Source organism: Haloprofundus halobius, from assembly GCF_020097835.1.
Lineage (GTDB): Archaea > Halobacteriota > Halobacteria > Halobacteriales > Haloferacaceae > Haloprofundus > Haloprofundus halobius.
The window spans coordinates 1,008,120-1,024,629 of sequence record NZ_CP083666.1 but is presented as its reverse complement, the minus strand read 5'-3'; the positions used below and the strand labels follow the sequence as shown (position 1 = coordinate 1,024,629).

The window sequence follows — 16,510 nt, the reverse complement described above, 5'->3', positions numbered from 1 at the left end:
TTATATAATCATGCGGCGCTACCGACAGTCGATGCGCGAGGAGTGTCTGGTGGTGGAGTTCCGCGTGACCGGCGACAGTTGCCCGCTGGCGGCGGCGTCGCGGGCGACGGGCACGACTATCGAGTGCGAACCGCCGCAATTGCGCGGCGACGGCAACGTCCTCCTGCGATTCGGCGCGACGACGAACGATGGACTCGCGGCGACGCTCGACGCCGACGAGCGACTGCGCTACCTCCACCGCGCGACGGCCGAAGGGAGAGACACGTACCGCTGCCTCTCGAAACACCCCTGTATCGTCCACGAACTGACCGACGTGGGGTTCGTCGCCGAGACGCTGACCTACCGCGACGGCGAGGAGCGCTTCACCGGGGCAGTCGTCGGCTACGACGTGCTACAGGGGGTGTTGGCTGCTGCCGGTGAAGCCGTCGGTGTGACGCTCGAACGAGTGTATCCGCTCGGTCCCCAGGCGGAGTCGGCCGCCGCACGGTGGGACGTGACGCCCGCACAGGAGGCGGCGCTCCGGGCGGCGTTGGAGATGGGTTACTTCTCGGTGCCGAAGGCGGTGACGGCGGGGGAAGTCGCGGATGAACTGGGAATCAGTAAGTCGGCGTTTCTCGAACGACTCCGGCGCGGACAGGCGGGGTTGCTCGGACAGGTGCTCGGGAAAAGTTAGCTGGACGAGATCCGTCGACCGAGGTCAGTCGTCGACGGGCGACGTTGACCGGTCCGGCGAATCCGCGTCGGTGGCTTCCGTCGCCTCGGAACCGACGTGAGCGTTCGACTTCCCCGTCTGCCACCGGAGTCGTACCTCGTGGACCCGTTCGTCGCCCTCGTCGAACGCCCGCTCGGCGACTTCGAGCGTCCCGGTCTCCGGCATCCGGAGGCGGCCGGGCGTTCCGTCGGTCCGCGTCGGCTCCATTCCTTCGTACCGCCGGGCGATGTCCTCGCGGAGTCGCCGCAGATATCTCGCCGCCTGGTCGCGGTTCAGCCGGTCTTCACGGAGTACCTCCCGATTCGCGGCGCGCTGTGCGGCACCCCTCCCGACGCCGCCCGCCGAACCGGTCGCGTAGCCGCCGACGACGGCGTTGACGACCGCCCCCAGCAGAAGGACGAGACCGCCGAAGTAGAGCCACGTGACGAGCACGATGACGCCGCCGAGCACGCCGTACGCCTCCGACTTGTCCGAGAAGGCGATGTAGAACTGGAACACGCCCTGGAGCAACGCCCACCCGACGGCCGCCGTTAGCACGCCGGGGAGGATTTCCCGAACCGAGAGGTCGGTGTCGGGAAACACGTAGTACAGCGGCAGAAAGGCGATTGCTAGCCCGAGAACCAACAGGAGTGGGTTGAGCAGGCCGACCCACGGGAGCGACTCGAAGGCGGCGAAGGCGGTGCTGGCGGCGACCATCGCCGTGATGCCGACGAGGAGCGCGACGAAGACGACGAGTCCGTCGCGGAGTTGGTCGGTGAGTTCGTTGGTGTCCTCGGTCTCGTAGATCTCGGAGAAGGCGGTGTCGAGCCCGCGGAATATCTTCAGCGTCCCCCACAGGAGGACGACGACGCCGACGACCGACAGGCCGGTCCCCTCGCTCGCGCTGTCGAGCGCATTTGAGACGAGATCTCCCGCCGCGGGCGTCAGCGACGACGCGACGAGCGTCGAAACCCGTCGTTCGAGTTCCGCAGAGCCGAGAATCGACACTAGGAGTACGACTAAGAGCAGAAGCGGAATCAACGAGACGAACGCGTTGTACGCGATGCTCCCGGCCATGAACGCGACGTTCTTCGAACTGAACTCCCCGAGAACCTGTTTCCCGACCGCGACGGGAGAGCGTCGGGTACTCATATCGTCGGGTCAACGTCGCTGCGGAAATCGTTTCGCCGGGACCGAGTCCGTCGATGCAGCGTCGTCACCACCGATGTCAGCGCTCCTCGGTACGATGCGCGTCGGCTGTCGACGACCCGTCCGTCTCGTCGGCGAGGTCGACGACGGCTTCGCCGTCCCCGGTCGCCTCGGTGTCGCCCTCGGGTAGACACCATCGGAAACACGTCTCGTAGACGAGGTCGTCGTCGACCCCGTACGAGCGTTCGAGGAGGCCGACCTCGGTCGTTTCGGAGAGAAGACGGTAGGTTCTCTCGTCGTCGGTCGGGCGCATTCGGTCGTATCGGCCGGTCAGCCCTTCGCGGAGACGACGGAGGTGCGTCGCCGCCTCGTCCGGCGAGAGGTGCGACTCTCGGTACGTGTGGGTGTTCGAGGAGTCCGAGGCGGTGTGGGAGTCGGCGAACGAGAAACCGTCCGCCTCCGTCGCGACCGAGCCTCCGCCTATGTAGCCCCCGACGACGGCGTTGACAACCGCGCCGAGCAACAGGAGGAGACCGCCGAAGTAGAGCCACGTGACCAGAAGGACGACACCGCCGAGGAGGCCGTACGCGTCGGTCTTCGCCGAGGCGGCGACGTACACCTGAAACAGCGCCTGGAGCATCGCCCACCCCACCGCGGCGGTGAGGAGGCCGGGGAGAATCTGTCGGGGGGTGACGTCGACGTTCGGAAAGACGTAGTACAGCGGGAAGAAGGCGATACTGAGCGAGACGACGAGAAACAGGGGGTTCAGGACGCCGATGGCGAGTCGCTGCGTCAGCGCTGCGAAGGCGGACCCGGCCGTAACCATGGCGACGACGGCGACGAAAAGCGCCGTGAGGACGACGAACCCGTCGCGAATCCGGTCGACGAAGTCGTCGGTCTGCGTCGTCTCGTAGATTTCGGAGAAGGCGGTGTCGAGGCCGCGGAATATCTTTAGTGTCCCCCACAGGAGGACGACGATGCCGACGAGCGAGAAGCCGGTGTTCTCGTCGGCCTCGCGTAGCACTTCTCGGAGCGTGTCGCCGACGCCCGGAGCGAGATACGTCGCGGCGAGTTCGATGACGCGGCGTTCGAGCGCGCCGCTCCCGACGACCGACACCGAGAGGACCAGCAGCAACAAGAGCGGGAGCAGCGAGACGAACGCGTTGTACGCGATGCTGCCAGCCATGAACGCGACGTTCTTCGCTCGAAACTCGTCGGCGACGCTGGTCAGCGTCCGGCGAACTGTCGTTGGTCGTGGCACCATGTCGAAGCGTCAGTTGCGAGCCGAGAAGTCGGCGGCGGGTTCGAGACGGGAACGCGTCGTCCGAGACGGTACACCGTGCCGGGGTCGAGATGTCCCCCGGAGGATGGCCTGCGCGTTCGGGTCGTCGCGCTCACCGCTTCGGCACGGTCGAGTGTCTGGCGACGCCGTTCATGTCGCGCCGCGACTTCGGCACGGTTGAGTGCATCGTCGCCCGTCCGCGGGAGCGGCCGTCGTCGTCGCCGAGACCCACGTCGACGAGTTCGTCGTCTTCGGCGTCTTCGTCTTCCGCGTCGGTCTCGTCGCCCGGCTCGGCTTCCGCGTCCTCCTCACCACCCGCCTGCATCTGTTCGACGCTGGCTTTGAGCGAGTCGGCCGCCTCGTCGAGTTGCGACTGCAGCGACTCGGTGAGGAGCGAACCGGCACCCTCCGACTCGTCGTCTCCCTCCGCATCCGCCTCGACTTCGGGCTCTTCGGGCTCTTCGGCTGCCTCGGCGTCGGCTTCACTCTCCGTCTCGTCGGGTTCAGCTTCCGCTTCGTCGGCCTCCGTCTCGTCCGTCTTCTCTTCGTCGACCGACTGGTCCGCCGACAACTGGTCCAACTCCTCGGTGAATTCCGAGAGCCGCGCTCGGAGTTCGTCCATCGCGTCGTCGTCCTCGGTGTCCTCGGCGTTCGACAGCGCGAGAATCGTCTTGAGGTCGAGCACGGACTCCTCGCCGCCGACGGCGAAGGCGCGGGGGATCGTCTCCACGTGGTCCCCGTCGTCGTCGGTGAGCCCGACGGCTCTGATGAGCTCTTTGGTCGTCGTCTCGTCGACGAACGCCGCCGTCTCGTCGGCGAGTTCGCGGAGCCGGTCGTCGCCCTCCTCGTCGGACGCCGAGAGTGCCTCTCTCACTTCGTCGAGGAGGCGGTCGACTGTCTCGGCGGCGTCGCTCATTCGTCGTCGTCACCCCCGTCGGAGTCCGACTGGTCGGAGCCCTCAGCCGAGTCGGTCTCCTCGTCGAACCGCTCGACGAGCTCCTCGACGAGCTCCTCGCGGCTCTGGTTCGCCTTGACGTCGGCGTCCTTCGCCATCGACTGCAGTTCGCGGTACGAGACGGTTTCGAGCAGTTCCTGGTACGTTTCGCGGCGCACGTCACTCAGATTGTCCGGTACCGCGTCCGACGCGCGGGATTCGACCTCGTCGGCGGCGTCTTCGGCCGACTCTTCGGCGCTCTCGGCGGCGTCGGTCGCCTCTTCGGTAGCTTGCTCGGCGGTGTCGGTCGCTTCCTCGGCGGCACTTTCGGCGGTGTCGGTCGCCTGCTCTGTGGCGCTCTCGGCGGTTTCCTGCGCCGACTCCGCGGCCTCCTCGGCCGCCTGTTCGATTTCGCTCGGTTCGGACACCGCGTCGCGCAAGGCGTTGGCGCTCTCCTCGACCGCCTCGCGGGAGCCCAGCGAGTTCAAGATGGCCTGTCTGAGCGTCTCTTTGACGTCGGCGAGTATCTCGAACGGTTTCTTCCCCGTCTCGATGCCCTCACGGACCGTTTCGTCGACCGTCCGGCCGAGTCGTCGCCCGAGTTCGCGGCCGAGTCGACTGCCGATCTTTCGGCCGATGCTCTCGCCGACCTCGCGGCCGTCGATCTGGTCTTCGACCTCGTCGGCGACGACGTTCTGCAGCGAAGACGACGAGGACGAGGAGTCACTCATCATCGCTGCCTCCCGTGAAGCGGTCGAGCGTCTTTTCGACGAAGCGTTCGCCCAGTAGTGCGCCGAGCGCCGAACCGACGAGCGCACCGAGTACTTCGCCGCCTCGACCGCCGAGTCGCTCGCCGAGCGCGTCTTCGTCCTGAATTCCGTTCCACTTCGTGTTTGCGAGCAGTTCGTCGTAGTCGAGGTTCGACAGCAGTTCGGTCACGTCGATGCGGCCGAGAATCGACGACTCGCTCACGACTCGTCTTCCTCCTCGGAGTCCTCGGACGATTCGCCCTCCTCGTCGCTTTCTCCCTCGCTCTCTTCGCCGCCTTCCTCGCCGGACTCGCTCTCTTCGCCGCCTTCCTCGCCGGACTCGCTCTCTTCACCTTCTTCCTCCTCGCTTTCGTCCTTCTGGGTGTCACCGAACAGTTGGTTCACCACCCCGACGATGATCTGGACCGCGATATCTTTTAGCGGGAGTTCTTTCGCGGCGGATTTGAGCGTGCTCTTCGTGGCGTCCGCCGCCGAGGAGAGGCGGCCGCCCTCGCCGTCTTCACCCTCGCCGCCGAGCGACGGCAGTTCCGGAAGCATGTCCTTGAGATCCGGTAGCTCCGGCATCCCCGGCAGCTTGTCGGCGATGTTGCCGAGGCCGTCGTCGAGCAGTCCGGCGACGGCCGCGAGGAGGTTGCCGACGAGGTTGCCCTCGCCCTCCTTGGCGGAGAGGTCGAGGACGACGTCGTCGAGGTCGACTTCCAACCCGAGGAGGTCGAGATGGAGGCCCTCGAGGTCCAAAAACAGTACGCCCGTCTCGTCCTCGCCTCGCATCGCCTCCTGTCGCTGGTCGGAGGTGTCTTTCTTCTCTTTGGCCGTCTCGGAGGGGAACTCCTCTTCGTCTTCGCCTTCTTCCTCTTCGCCTTCTTCGTCCGCTGACTCTTCGTCTTCGGCCGACTCTTCTTCCTCCGATTGCTCAGCTTCCTCCGATTCTTGCGATTCCTCGGACGATTCGGACTCGTCGGCCTCCTCCGATTCCTCGGCTTCGGCACTCTGTCCGCCGTCCGTCAGTACTCTCTGCCTGATACTGTCTATTTCCAACCGTTCGACGTGCTCGGGTGGACGTTCCGAATCCATTGCTTTGTGACAAGTCCACACCGCCGTCCATGGTGGTTCGGCTTGCTATGGCAAGCCGATGCAGAGGTCGACGCTCACCTTCAGTCGGTGGCGACTGTCTCGCCTCGGTGTGACTCGTACACGTCGACAATACTCGCTCGCGTCGTCCGAGCAAGCGGCGGTGCGTTCGGCGAAAAACGTCCCCGACTACGGTTCGGTCTTTATCATGAACTTCATATCTCCCGAGAACACCGTCTCATCCTCTTGGTTCGTCATCTCCGAGTCGATGACGACGAGTCCGGCGTCGTCGCGGCTGGAGAACGGTTTCGTCTCCACGACTTCCATCTCCAGCGAGATGGTATCGCCCATCCTGACGGGCGCGGGGATGTCCATGTAGTTCATGCCGAGGAAGGCGACGACGGTGCGTTCGAGGAACCCGCACCGGAACACCAGTCCCGTCGCGAGGACGAACGTCATCGGCCCGTGGGCGACGCGCTCGCCGAAGTACTCCTCGTCGGCGTAATGACGGTTGCTGTGCAGTTCCGTCCAGTCTCCCGAGAACGCCGAGTGCATCACGAAGTCCGTCTCGGTCACGGTGCGTCCAGCGCTCTCGAACGTCTGGCCGACTTCGTACTCCTCGAAGAACTGGGGTTCGTAGCTGTATGGCACGTCTCACGGTTCACCGATCGATGGTAAAAATTTGTGTACTTTGTGGTGAGAGACTCACGATAACATTTAACACGGTATGGAGACCACATAGAATGATGACGGAACGTTCGACGTTCGTCTGTGAACGGTGTGACCAGCGAGTGACACCACGGTCGTACTACGCGCTCTGTCCGGAGTGTGGCGGCGGTCTCTCGGTCACCTCGTAAACCCGTCGTCGGTCGCGGTGGTCGTTGAGGGAACAGAGGAGCGCGATTTCCGTCTCGCCGGCGAACGTCCAGTAATGACTCCAGACACCGACGACGAGGGCTCCGACGAGACGAGCGCGAGTCCCGTACGCATCCGCTCGATCGCCGTCACCGCCGACGACGTCGTCGCGGCGGTGGAGGCCCGCCGTCGGGAGCGAGCGCCCGCCGTCCTGCGCGTGACGCCGCCGTTCGCGGGGCGGATGCGCGCTCGCCTCCACCTCGCCGGGAGCGAAGGGAGCTACGACGGTCCGGCCGAGCCGATACATCTCGACCCGGAGCGGCTGGTGGGCGACGTCCCTCCGTTTCCGACCCCTGACGACTCCGAGGACCGTCTCCGGAAGTCGGGAGCGTACTCGGTGGAGGCGCACCGCGACGAGCACGTGCGGGCCGTCGAAGCGTGGCGCGAGACGGTCCGCGACGCCATCGTCGGCACAGTCGCTATCGAAACGGACGACGGAGAACACGAGATTGCGGTGAAACGACTGGGATAGCCGACTGAACGCAGAAGCGGAGACGGTTACTCGACCGGTTCGAAGCGGTGGCGGACGATGTCGGTCTCGTCGTCCCACTCGAAGTCGTCGTGGGCGCGTTCGAGGCGTTCGCGGTAGGCGTCGAGGTTCTCGGACCCCTCGGCGCGGGCGTCTTCGTCGGTGAGGTCGCCGAGAGTTCGAGTCTCGACGGCGACCACCTCGAACCGCTCGCCGTCGACCTCGAAGGTGTCGCCCGTCTCGGCGTACGCGTGGCCGCGGTGCAGTTGCGTCACTCGGCCGTCGGCGACCATCGACTGCAGTCTCTCGGTCGGGAGCACGTTCGCGGCGTCGATTTCTGCCATAGGGGGCTTTGGGATGGGACGGAGAAAAGCGGCCGGGTCGTCGGCTCTCGAACTCGACGAAACCAACCCACGGGCGAATCGTTTTTGCTCCGCGGGCGGCCATCTCGACGCATGGACGCCTACAGACGCGGACGCGACGCCGACCCCGGCGGCGACGGCTGGAGCGAGCGCCGCCTGGTCGCGCCGTATCGCAAACTGGTGCTTCTCATCTGGCTGCTCGGCATCCCGATTCTCGTGCTCTCGATTCCCATCGGCAACGGTTCGGGGTTGGTCGTGATGCTCGTCACCCACCTGTTCATCGCCGGCTTCATCCGCTCGGACATCAAGGCGATGCGACGACAGGGGTACGACTGGGGCTGGTCGCGACATCTCTGGTTCGGCGCGGCGTTCGCGCTCCCGTTCGTCGCCCCGGCGTACTACCTCTACAGCGGTCGGCGTATCCGCGAGGAGAACGAGCGACGGCGCGAGAAGTACGGCTCCGAGGGTGGAGAGAGCGGTGACGCCGAGCGTCTCGACGACGATGTGGCCGCGGACCCGACGGCGACGTCTTCGGAGGCGTAGACGGCCGGCCAGCCACCTCGAACCGTCGTCAGCGGTGATCGAAGACGCGTTTCACTTTTCCAGTTTCCGTTCGCTCGATGCCGCCCGGCGGTGCGATGGTGAGCGAATCCGGCGACAGCGACAGCACGGTCTGGAGTCGGTCACGGAGTCGCTGCGCTAACTCGTCGTCGCCGCCGTCGAAGGACTCGGTCCGCTCGACGGTGATATCGATGGTGTCGAGTTGGTCGTCGCGCTTCAGATCGATGCGGTAGTACGGAGCGACCTCGTCGAACTCCAGCACGACGGACTCGATCTCGCTGGGGTAGACGTTGACGCCGCGGACGATGAGCAGGTCGTCGCTGCGACCGGTGACGTGTGACATCCGAACCATCGTCCGCCCGCAGTCGCACGATTCGCGCGTCAGCGTCGCCAGGTCGCCGGTCCGATAGCGCAGAACTGGAACGGCTTCCTTCGTCAGCGTCGTGAAGACGAGTTCGCCCTCCTCGCCCTCGGGAAGCGGGTCGCCCGTCTCGGGGTCGACGACTTCGGGATAGAAGTGGTCCTCCCAGACGTGCAGTCCCGATTTGGCCTCGCACTCCATCGAGACGCCGGGGCCGATTATCTCGGAGAGACCGTAGATGTCGAGCGCCGTCACGTCGAGTGCCTCCTCTATCTCGGCGCGCATCGGCGCGGTGCAGGGTTCCGCGCCGATGACGACCGTCGAGAGGTTCCACTCGCGGGGGTCGATACCCTCTTTTTCGGCGGTTTCGGCGAGGTAGAGCGCGTACGACGGCGTGCAGGTCAGGACGTCCGACCCGAGGTCCGACAGCAGTTCCAACTGCCTCCCCGTCTGCCCGCCGCCGATGGGGATGACGTTCGTCCCGAGCGTCTCGCAGCCCAGATGGATGCCGAGGCCGCCAGTAAAGAGACCGTAGCCGTAGGCGTTCTGGACGGTGTGGCTCGGGTCGACACCCGCGGTTTCGAGCGACCGTGCCATCACTTCGCCCCAAAGCTGGAGGTCGCCCTCGGTGTATCCGACCACCTTTGGTTTGCCCGTCGTGCCCGACGAGGCGTGGATGCGCCGCAACTGGTCTCTCTCGACGGCGACGAGACCGTCCGGATAGCGGTCGCGGAAGTCCTCTTTGGCGGTAAACGGGAGCAGCGAGATATCGTCGATACCGCCGACGTCGCCCGGCGAGATACCGGCCTCGTCGAGGGCGTCGCGGTAGAAATCGACGTTCTCGTAGGCGTGTTCGACAGTCGTCCGGAGACGCTCGTCCTGCATCGACTGCAGTTCGTCGCGGTCCGTCCGCTCTACCTCATTGTAAACCATGATACTTCGCTCGGAGAGGCGGTACAAAACGGTTACTCCGTGCGGTCGGCGGTTCCCCGTACTTCGACTTCCAGTCCATCCTTATCGACACCGTCTCGCGATTGCCGCGGAGGATGGCCGAGCGCTCGCGGACGCTCAACTCGAAGGCGAGACTCTCACGCGGGTTGAGCGTCACCGTCTTGTTGCCGACCCTCACGTCGAAGGCGTCGCCCTCGCGGAGTTCCTGGGCCAGTTCTTCGGGTCTCGCCGCGACGTCTTCTCGGCTCATCTCCTCTGCGTCGAGTGTCACGTCGACCATACCGTTCTGTAGGAGGGAACCACCAAGTAGGCAGGTAAACTCCCGTCTGCTGACAACAAGCGGCGACGAGACGTAGTGCAATGGGAATGATTTAATCGCCGACCCGAGCCACATCGGTCATGAACGTCTGTGTACTTGGTGCGGGAACGATGGGGCACGGCATCGCGCAGGTGAGCGCGATGGGCGGCCACGACGTGACGCTCCGCGACATCGAGGCGGACCTCGTCGCCGACGGACTGGCGGCCATCGAGTCGAATCTCGACGGGGGCGTCGAGCGCGGAAAGGTGAGCGAAACGGAGCGAGAGGAGACGTTGTCACGACTGACGGGAACGACGGACCTTGTGGCGGCTGTCGCCGACGCGGACCTCGTCGTCGAGGCGGTGCCGGAGGACGAAGACCTGAAACGAACCGTCGTCTCGGATGCGGCCGACCACGCGCCCGACGACGCCGTGATAGCGACGAACACCTCGTCGCTGCCGGTGACGAGCATCGCCAGCGTGCTCGACGACCCCTCACGCTGCGTCGGTCTCCACTTCTTCAACCCTCCGCACATCATGCAGTTAGTCGAAGTCGTGCTGGCCGAGCAGACGTGCGCGGAGACGCGCGAGTTCGCCGAGACGTTCGTCGAAGGAGTTGGAAAAACCGCTGTCGTCGTCGAGGACGCTCCGGGGTTCGCCACGTCGCGGTTGGGCGTCGCCCTCGGCGTCGAGGCGGTCCGGATGGTCGAGTCGGGCGTCGCCAGCCCTCGCGACATCGACGCCGCGATGGAACTCGGCTACAACCACCCGATGGGGCCGCTGGAACTCGGCGATGTCGTGGGATTGGACGTCCGTCTGGACATCCTCGAACATCTCCGCGAGGAGTTAGGTGAGCGGTTCCGCCCGCCGACGCTCCTCCGAAAGAAGGTGCGCGCCGGAAAACTCGGCAAGAAGACGGGCGAGGGGTTCTACGTCTGGGAGGACGGCGAGATAGTCGGCGTCTCGGGGGCAGACGATGAGTGAGAGCGGCGAGGGAGACGGCGAGACGGCGAGTGTCGACGCCGCGGCCGCGGACGCCGAGTTCGTCCGTGTCGAACGCGGCGAGTACGGTGACGGCGTGCTGACGGTCACCATCGACCGACCGGACGCGCGCAACGCGCTGAACGCGCAGGTCCGGACGGAACTCACTCGGGTGTTTGCTGCTGTCGAGGAAGACGGCGAGGTGCGGGTCGTCGTGCTCACGGGTTCGGACGAGGCGAAGGCGTTCGTCGCCGGGGCCGACGTGACGGAACTGCGCGAACGGAGCGCCGTCGAACAGCACGAGGCGAGCGAGCGACCCCGTATCTACGAGACCGTCGCCGACTGCTCGAAGCCCGTCGTCGCCCGCGTCAACGGCCACGCCCTCGGCGGGGGCTGTGAACTCGCGCAGGCCTGCGACGTTCGATTGGCCCGCGAGGACGCCAAACTCGGGCAGCCTGAAATCACCCTCGGCATCATCCCCGGCGGCGGCGGCACCCAGCGGCTGACCCGACTCGTCGGACCGGGACAGGCGCGAAAGCTCGTCCTCTCGGGCGAACTGGTCACAGGCATCGAAGCGGCCGAAATCGGACTGGTCGAGGAGGCGCATCCGGCGGACGAGCTCGACGAGCGGGTCGCCGACCTCGCCGGGAAGATGGCCGCGAAGAGCCCGCTTGCGCTGGCGCGGGCGAAGGAGGCGCTCCGCGCCGCGACCCGCACGGACCTCGACGCAGGGCTGGCGTACGAGTCAGAACTGTTCGTCGGTCTGTTCGACAGCCACGACAAGAACGAGGGCATCGACGCGTTTCTGGAGGGGAGAGAGCCGGAGTGGCGCGGCGAGTGAGGTGACTCGGCCGCGCCGAGAGCAGTCGTATACGTGGACAGTCCGGCCGAGAAACTTATAACCCTGAGTGAGAGAGACGGGGGCGATGAGACACACGAGACGCGAGGTAGCGACTGCGGCACTCGGCGCGCTGGTCGCGTCGAGCGGTTGTCTCGGCTTCGTCACGGGTGAGGAGTCGCTTTCGTTCGAGTCGGACCCCGCGTTGGCCGAGGAGTCGGTCGCGGAGGAGACTGGCTACGAACTCGACGGCACCGAAGCGAAGACCATCACGCGCGAGTTCAGCGCCGCCGGCCAGACCCGGAACGTCGAGGCCACGAACCAGATATCGACGTACGAGAAGACGCTGAGTATGAGTCTGCTCGGCGAGCAGAAACTCGGCGTGTTCGCGGCCATCTCCTCGCCGGCCGTCGAGATCGCGGGCCGGACGTTCAACCCCCTCAAGGACGACAGTAACGAGGACCTCGTCCAGATGCTGACGAGTCAGTACGACGGACTGAGTAACGTGAGCGAGGAGAGTTCGCAGACGCTGACGGTGCTCGGAACCGACACCGAGGTGACGAAGTACGCGGCCACCTCGAACGTCGAAGGCGAGCAGATAGACGTGTTCGTCCACGTGACGAAGGTGCGCAACGAGGACGACTTCGTCATCGCGCTCGGCGTCTATCCCCAACAGTTGAGCGGCGAGGAGTCGAACATCGTCTCGCTGTTCGAGTCGGTACAGCACCCCGCCTGAGACGCGGTCGAACGCGGACCCAGTAGATGGGGCGAAGGCGGTCGACCTGGACGCTGGAGCGAAGCGACTCGAATTTTCGTCCTGTCGACCGCGCTGTGAGCGACTCGTCTTCTCGTACGGGGAACGGGCGAGGACGTCGCTCGACAGATCACCGTCAGATTTAATACTCACGAACGTCGTCAGCGGAAGTTCTCGAAGAATGAACACTCACGTATTCGTCTGTTTTGGGACGCGAGACGGGGGTTTACCACGAAACATTTATAACTCTTGCGGCCTTACTGAGGGTAAGGACCGACTCCGGCGAATTCTCCATATTTCTCTCCCCCGGATAGCGGTCCGCCACTATCACGAGGACCATACCATGACCGACACAACCATCCGTACGTACACCGGCGAAACGGAACCAGAACGAGAACAAGAGACCGAGTCGGTACGCACCTGTCCCGAGTGTGGCGGCCGACTCGTCAGCGACACCGAGCACGGCGAGACCGTCTGTACCGACTGCGGTCTCGTCGTCGAAGAGGACTCCGTCGACCGCGGTCCCGAGTGGCGCGCGTTCGACAGCGCGGAGCGTGACTCGAAGTCCCGCGTCGGCGCACCGACGACGAAGATGATGCACGACAAGGGGCTGTCGACCAACATCGGCTGGCAGAACAAGGACGCCTACGGCAACTCGCTGTCCTCGCGCCAGCGCCAGCAGATGCAGCGACTGCGTACCTGGAACGAGCGGTTCCGCACCCGCGACTCGAAGGAGCGCAACCTGAAGCAGGCGCTCGGCGAGATCGACCGCATGGCGTCGGCGCTCGGGCTCCCCGAGAACGTCCGCGAGACCGCCTCGGTCATCTACCGCCGCGCGCTCGGCGAGGACCTGCTGCCGGGACGTTCCATCGAGGGCGTCGCCACGGCGAGCCTCTACGCCGCCGCTCGACAGGCGGGGATGCCCCGCAGTCTCGACGAGATCGCGACCGTCTCGCGCGTCGAGAAGATGGAGCTCACCCGGACGTACCGCTACATCGTCCGCGAGTTGAAACTCGAAATTCAGCCCGCCGACCCCGAGCAGTACGTGCCGCGGTTCGCCTCGGCGCTCGACCTCTCCGACGAGGCCGAACGTCGCGCCCGTCAGCTACTGAAGACGGCCAAGGAGAAGGGCGTCCACTCGGGCAAGTCGCCGGTCGGTCTCGCCGCCGCCGCCGTCTACGCCGCCGCCCTTCTCACCAACGAGAAGGTGACCCAGAGCGAGGTGTCGGACGTCGCCAACATCAGCGAGGTCACCATCCGCAACCGGTACAAAGAGTTACTGGAAGCGGAAGACGCCGGCCTGTTCGCCTAAATCGTGTGAGTGCGGCACAAACATTTATTGAAGCCGCTCCCGTGGGTCAGTCGTATGGTCGAAGCGTTCGTCCGCTTGTTGTGCCCCGAGTGTGGAAAAGACTGGGAGTCCGGTCCCAGCGAGTTGCCCGGCCATCGCACGAACTTCAGTTGTCCAAACTGTCACGCGACACGCCGGTTAGCCGAGTTCATGCGGACAGAGTCCGACTTGAACACCGTCAAACAGTTCGAGTAGCGTCTCCGCACACCGCACACGAATTTCTTCGAGTCCGTCCGACGAGCGACGGCGCTACTGCCCCGTCGACGACAGCGCGCCGCAGGCGTCGCACTTGAGCATCTTCGTGCCGCGCTCCTCGACGAGACGGGTGTCGGGAAGCCCGCACTCCGGACAGAGGACGAACGATTCGGTGTACTCCTCGACGGCGCGGGCGACGCGGTCCTCGCGGAAGTTCCCCGTCAGGCGGGCGCGTCCGCTCTCGTCGATGTGGCCGCTGGTACCCAGGTCGGTCTGCAGAAATTTCAGCACGTGAGCCTCGTCGCGCCCGAGCGCGTCGACCACCGTCTGAAAGTTTTCGAATACTGTCGCATTCCCTTCAGGCCGGACGTTCGGGTCGGGGACCTCGAAGCGACCGCCGCCGCCTTCGACGTCCGGTGACTCCGAGAGCGCCTTGTCAAGTTGCTCGTCGTAGTCCATCGTTCAGGGTTCCATGCGCCGACGGCATAACGTTCACGACCGTTTTCGCACCGTTCGGCGGAACCACCAGTATCGGCAGATAGAGAGTCTCTCACAGAGTACCGTGTTAACGAGACTCAAGATAGTACTATAAGCATCGAGTATCAACGAGAATTTGCTCATGAAGAAGCAGGAGCTCATTCACCTTCACGGCCTGCTTGCAGAGGTACGAAGCCAGCAGGAACATTGGATAGACACAGAACTCGACCTTACAGAATACAACGAACTTGGCGTCCGGCCGACATCTATTCACAAATCGAAGACGGACCACAAAGCAGCCGTCTTCAAACTCGCGAAAGGTATCACGTCCTCGATGGACGAGCCGGAACCGGAAACAGTCGCGCCGAAAGCCGACTGAGACGTCGACTGTAGTTCTCTCGAAGTTACGACTGTGAGCCGTCGCTCTCTTCGTCGACCATCTCTTCGAACTCCGGCAACAACTCGTCGTCGTCCGATTCGTCGTCCGGCTCGTCGACCGATTCGCCGTCCGACTCCGCTCCGTTCTCGCCTTCCTCCGGGATGACGCTCACCTCCAGTACCTTGAGCGGGATGTTGTCGAGGCGCTGGCCGATCTCCTTTCTGGCGATTCGCGACGCGTGTTCCTCGCGTTCGACGTTGAAGACGGTCATCTCCAGTTCGAGTGCGACGAGCGCCTCGTCGGCCGCGATGAACGCTGGTGGGAGTTCCTCGCCGGACGGCGACTGTCGAGTCCCCATGTTTATCTCGACGTAGTTGAGGTCGGGGTTGAGCATCTCGCCGGTTTTGGAGATAGCGATGCGGACCGCTTCGTCCGTCGTCCCCACGTCGTAGACGGGAACGGCCGCCTCTACGACGACTCTGCAGTCCATAGTGGCTAGTGGTAACCCATCGAAACGCATAGATGTTCGCCCGCCGCGACGTGTCCGTCACGGCGAGCGGACAGTCAGGCGGAGTCGGCGACGCGAGGACGACGGGCGCTGACGAGGGACGTCGAGATCGGTGACGTTCGATGGACCCACCGAAATCGGCGAGGAACGTCGAAACCGGCGGCGTTCGATGGACCCGCCGAGGTAGACGGGGCCGACGAGGGGCCGCCAGCGAGTCAGACGCCGTCGTCGTCGCCGTCGCCACCGGCGCGCAGGTAGTAGAAGACGTACGTCTGCGCGTAACCCGCGTAGTCGCCGCCGAAGCGCTCGCGTATCGCCCGCGACGTCTCGCAGTAGTTCCCCCGTTCGCAGTCGGGGTAGTGGTCCGCGATGGCCGTTTGAATCCACGTATCCAGCGGTACCGCCTGCAGGAAGCCCAACGAGAAGAGGAGAACGCAGTCGGCCACCTTGTCGCCGACGCCGACGAAAGTCGTGAGGAACTCGCGGGCGCCCTCGTAATCGAGACCGAGCGCATCGTCGGGGTGTACCTCGCCGGTGGCGACCATCTCCGCGCTGCGCTGGACGTAGGGCGCACGATAGCCGAGGCTCAGGTCCCGAAGTTCGTCCTCGGTTCGTTCGGCCAACTGCGCGGGCGTCGGAAACGCGTGGTACGTCTCGCCGTCGAACTCGACCCGGTCGCCGAACTCGCGGGCCATGGCCATCTGCATCCCGTGGATGCGCGAGACGCGCATCTGCGCCGAGCAGATGAACGAGATGAGACAGGCGAAGGGCGGGTCGCGGACGAGTCGCATCCCGCGATACGCGTCGTACGCCCGCCGGAGGAGCGGGTCGTCCGGCGTCGCACCGAGAATCGCGTCCAGGTCGTCGTCGAGGCGGAGCAGGTGGGTGAGCAGCGGAACGGCGTCGACGTTCGACTCCCACTCCAATCTCCCAGTAACGGGGTCGCCGACCTGCCGCACCCGTAGGACCGCCTGCTCGTCGTTCACGCCGTCTATCCGGGGAACGACCGTCTCGTACCAGTAGTCGCCGCCGTGGGCGACCATCGTCTCGTACATGCCGCCGTCGGCGCGGTCCCAGAGATACGACTGGCCGCTCTCGACGGTCGCTTGCAGGTCGAACTCGCCGGCCAACTCGTCGAGTGGAATCGCCCCTCGCTCCATCGTCTGCTCGTTTGTCCCTGCGGGCTTGCGGGTTTCGGTGTGCGTCCGTGACGC

The 16,510-nt window shown here is 65.1% G+C and carries 23 protein-coding genes; 10 read left to right on the top strand and 13 right to left on the bottom strand.

The window, feature by feature from the left end:
* Positions 1-31: 31 nt before the first annotated feature.
* The gene (locus LAQ74_RS05385; RefSeq protein WP_224337130.1) at positions 32-673 is read left to right on the top strand and encodes a helix-turn-helix domain-containing protein; all 642 of its coding nucleotides are present in this window, start codon (positions 32-34) and stop codon (positions 671-673) included.
* Between the two features lie 24 nt (positions 674-697).
* Here LAQ74_RS05385 and LAQ74_RS05380 read toward each other — a convergent pair whose 3' ends face one another.
* The 7 genes from LAQ74_RS05380 to LAQ74_RS05350 all read right to left on the bottom strand — a co-directional run bounded on the left by LAQ74_RS05380 (position 698) and on the right by LAQ74_RS05350 (position 6,548).
* Positions 698-1,843, bottom strand: a complete 1,146-nt coding sequence (locus tag LAQ74_RS05380; protein ID WP_224335807.1) for a YihY/virulence factor BrkB family protein — start codon at positions 1,841-1,843, stop codon at positions 698-700.
* Positions 1,844-1,919: 76 nt separating this feature from the next.
* A complete protein-coding gene (locus LAQ74_RS05375) occupies positions 1,920-3,104 on the bottom strand; it encodes a YihY/virulence factor BrkB family protein (protein ID WP_224335804.1) in 1,185 nt (394 codons plus the stop codon).
* Between the two features lie 130 nt (positions 3,105-3,234).
* Positions 3,235-4,038, bottom strand: a complete 804-nt coding sequence (locus tag LAQ74_RS05370) for a hypothetical protein (protein WP_224335802.1) — start codon at positions 4,036-4,038, stop codon at positions 3,235-3,237.
* A complete protein-coding gene (locus LAQ74_RS05365; RefSeq protein WP_224335801.1) occupies positions 4,035-4,787 on the bottom strand; it encodes a hypothetical protein in 753 nt (250 codons plus the stop codon). Before LAQ74_RS05365 ends, LAQ74_RS05370 begins: the two co-directional genes overlap by 4 nt.
* Positions 4,780-5,028: a hypothetical protein gene (locus LAQ74_RS05360; RefSeq protein WP_224335799.1), complete on the bottom strand. Its 249-nt coding sequence runs from the start codon at positions 5,026-5,028 to the stop codon at positions 4,780-4,782. The genes LAQ74_RS05365 and LAQ74_RS05360 overlap by 8 nt, the downstream gene beginning before the upstream one ends.
* A complete protein-coding gene (locus LAQ74_RS05355; RefSeq protein ID WP_224335797.1) occupies positions 5,025-5,900 on the bottom strand; it encodes a hypothetical protein in 876 nt (291 codons plus the stop codon). Before LAQ74_RS05355 ends, LAQ74_RS05360 begins: the two co-directional genes overlap by 4 nt.
* Positions 5,901-6,086: 186 nt before the next feature.
* Positions 6,087-6,548: a MaoC/PaaZ C-terminal domain-containing protein gene (locus tag LAQ74_RS05350; protein ID WP_224335794.1), complete on the bottom strand. Its 462-nt coding sequence runs from the start codon at positions 6,546-6,548 to the stop codon at positions 6,087-6,089.
* 95 nt (positions 6,549-6,643) lie between these two features.
* Between LAQ74_RS05350 and LAQ74_RS05345 the strand changes: the two genes are divergently transcribed.
* Together LAQ74_RS05345 and LAQ74_RS05340 are read left to right on the top strand one after the other, a co-directional pair.
* Positions 6,644-6,754, top strand: coding sequence for a hydrogenase maturation nickel metallochaperone HypA (locus tag LAQ74_RS05345; protein WP_224335792.1), 111 nt, complete (start codon positions 6,644-6,646; stop codon positions 6,752-6,754).
* Between the two features lie 74 nt (positions 6,755-6,828).
* Complete coding sequence (locus tag LAQ74_RS05340) at positions 6,829-7,284, top strand: DUF8009 family protein (RefSeq protein WP_224335789.1); 456 nt, start codon at positions 6,829-6,831, stop codon at positions 7,282-7,284.
* 26 nt (positions 7,285-7,310) lie between these two features.
* On the opposite strand, the gene LAQ74_RS05335 is transcribed toward LAQ74_RS05340, so the two are convergent.
* Positions 7,311-7,625: an ASCH domain-containing protein gene (locus tag LAQ74_RS05335; protein WP_224335787.1), complete on the bottom strand. Its 315-nt coding sequence runs from the start codon at positions 7,623-7,625 to the stop codon at positions 7,311-7,313.
* A gap of 111 nt (positions 7,626-7,736) precedes the next feature.
* Between LAQ74_RS05335 and LAQ74_RS05330 the strand changes: the two genes are divergently transcribed.
* Positions 7,737-8,186, top strand: coding sequence for a hypothetical protein (locus tag LAQ74_RS05330; protein ID WP_224335785.1), 450 nt, complete (start codon positions 7,737-7,739; stop codon positions 8,184-8,186).
* Positions 8,187-8,214: 28 nt separating this feature from the next.
* Here the strand turns inward: LAQ74_RS05330 and paaK are convergent, their stop codons facing one another.
* Both paaK and LAQ74_RS05320 read right to left on the bottom strand, forming a co-directional pair.
* Entirely contained in the window at positions 8,215-9,498 is a 1,284-nt protein-coding gene (gene paaK / locus LAQ74_RS05325; RefSeq protein WP_224335783.1) for a phenylacetate--CoA ligase PaaK, read from the bottom strand.
* Positions 9,485-9,796, bottom strand: coding sequence for an amphi-Trp domain-containing protein (locus tag LAQ74_RS05320; RefSeq protein ID WP_224335780.1), 312 nt, complete (start codon positions 9,794-9,796; stop codon positions 9,485-9,487). The genes paaK and LAQ74_RS05320 overlap by 14 nt, the downstream gene beginning before the upstream one ends.
* A 119-nt stretch (positions 9,797-9,915) precedes the next feature.
* On the opposite strand from LAQ74_RS05320, the gene LAQ74_RS05315 reads away from it, so the two are divergent.
* From LAQ74_RS05315 to LAQ74_RS05295, 5 genes are all read left to right on the top strand, one after another.
* Positions 9,916-10,797, top strand: a complete 882-nt coding sequence (locus LAQ74_RS05315; protein WP_224335778.1) for a 3-hydroxyacyl-CoA dehydrogenase family protein — start codon at positions 9,916-9,918, stop codon at positions 10,795-10,797.
* Positions 10,790-11,635, top strand: coding sequence for an enoyl-CoA hydratase/isomerase family protein (locus LAQ74_RS05310; protein ID WP_224335777.1), 846 nt, complete (start codon positions 10,790-10,792; stop codon positions 11,633-11,635). Before LAQ74_RS05315 ends, LAQ74_RS05310 begins: the two co-directional genes overlap by 8 nt.
* An 85-nt stretch (positions 11,636-11,720) precedes the next feature.
* Entirely contained in the window at positions 11,721-12,368 is a 648-nt protein-coding gene (locus LAQ74_RS05305; protein ID WP_224335775.1) for a DUF6517 family protein, read from the top strand.
* A 361-nt stretch (positions 12,369-12,729) separates the two neighbouring features.
* Positions 12,730-13,698 (top strand): transcription initiation factor IIB, encoded by a 969-nt coding sequence (locus LAQ74_RS05300; RefSeq protein ID WP_224335774.1) that lies wholly within the window; start codon positions 12,730-12,732, stop codon positions 13,696-13,698.
* Positions 13,699-13,752: 54 nt separating this feature from the next.
* Positions 13,753-13,932 carry a DUF7836 family putative zinc-binding protein gene (locus LAQ74_RS05295; RefSeq protein ID WP_224335773.1) on the top strand — a complete coding sequence of 60 codons (180 nt, stop codon included), beginning with the start codon at positions 13,753-13,755 and terminating at the stop codon, positions 13,930-13,932.
* A gap of 54 nt (positions 13,933-13,986) precedes the next feature.
* Here the strand turns inward: LAQ74_RS05295 and LAQ74_RS05290 are convergent, their stop codons facing one another.
* Entirely contained in the window at positions 13,987-14,391 is a 405-nt protein-coding gene (locus LAQ74_RS05290) for a translation initiation factor IF-2 subunit beta (protein ID WP_224335772.1), read from the bottom strand.
* Between the two features lie 160 nt (positions 14,392-14,551).
* Here LAQ74_RS05290 and LAQ74_RS05285 point away from each other — a divergent pair, with 160 nt between their 5' ends.
* Positions 14,552-14,788: a UPF0058 family protein gene (locus LAQ74_RS05285; protein ID WP_224335771.1), complete on the top strand. Its 237-nt coding sequence runs from the start codon at positions 14,552-14,554 to the stop codon at positions 14,786-14,788.
* 25 nt (positions 14,789-14,813) lie between these two features.
* On the opposite strand, the gene LAQ74_RS05280 is transcribed toward LAQ74_RS05285, so the two are convergent.
* Both LAQ74_RS05280 and LAQ74_RS05275 read right to left on the bottom strand, forming a co-directional pair.
* A complete protein-coding gene (locus tag LAQ74_RS05280; RefSeq protein WP_224335770.1) occupies positions 14,814-15,278 on the bottom strand; it encodes a DUF555 domain-containing protein in 465 nt (154 codons plus the stop codon).
* Positions 15,279-15,511: 233 nt separating this feature from the next.
* Complete coding sequence (locus LAQ74_RS05275; RefSeq protein WP_224335769.1) at positions 15,512-16,456, bottom strand: DNA-3-methyladenine glycosylase family protein; 945 nt, start codon at positions 16,454-16,456, stop codon at positions 15,512-15,514.
* Between the last annotated feature and the right edge of the window lie 54 nt (positions 16,457-16,510).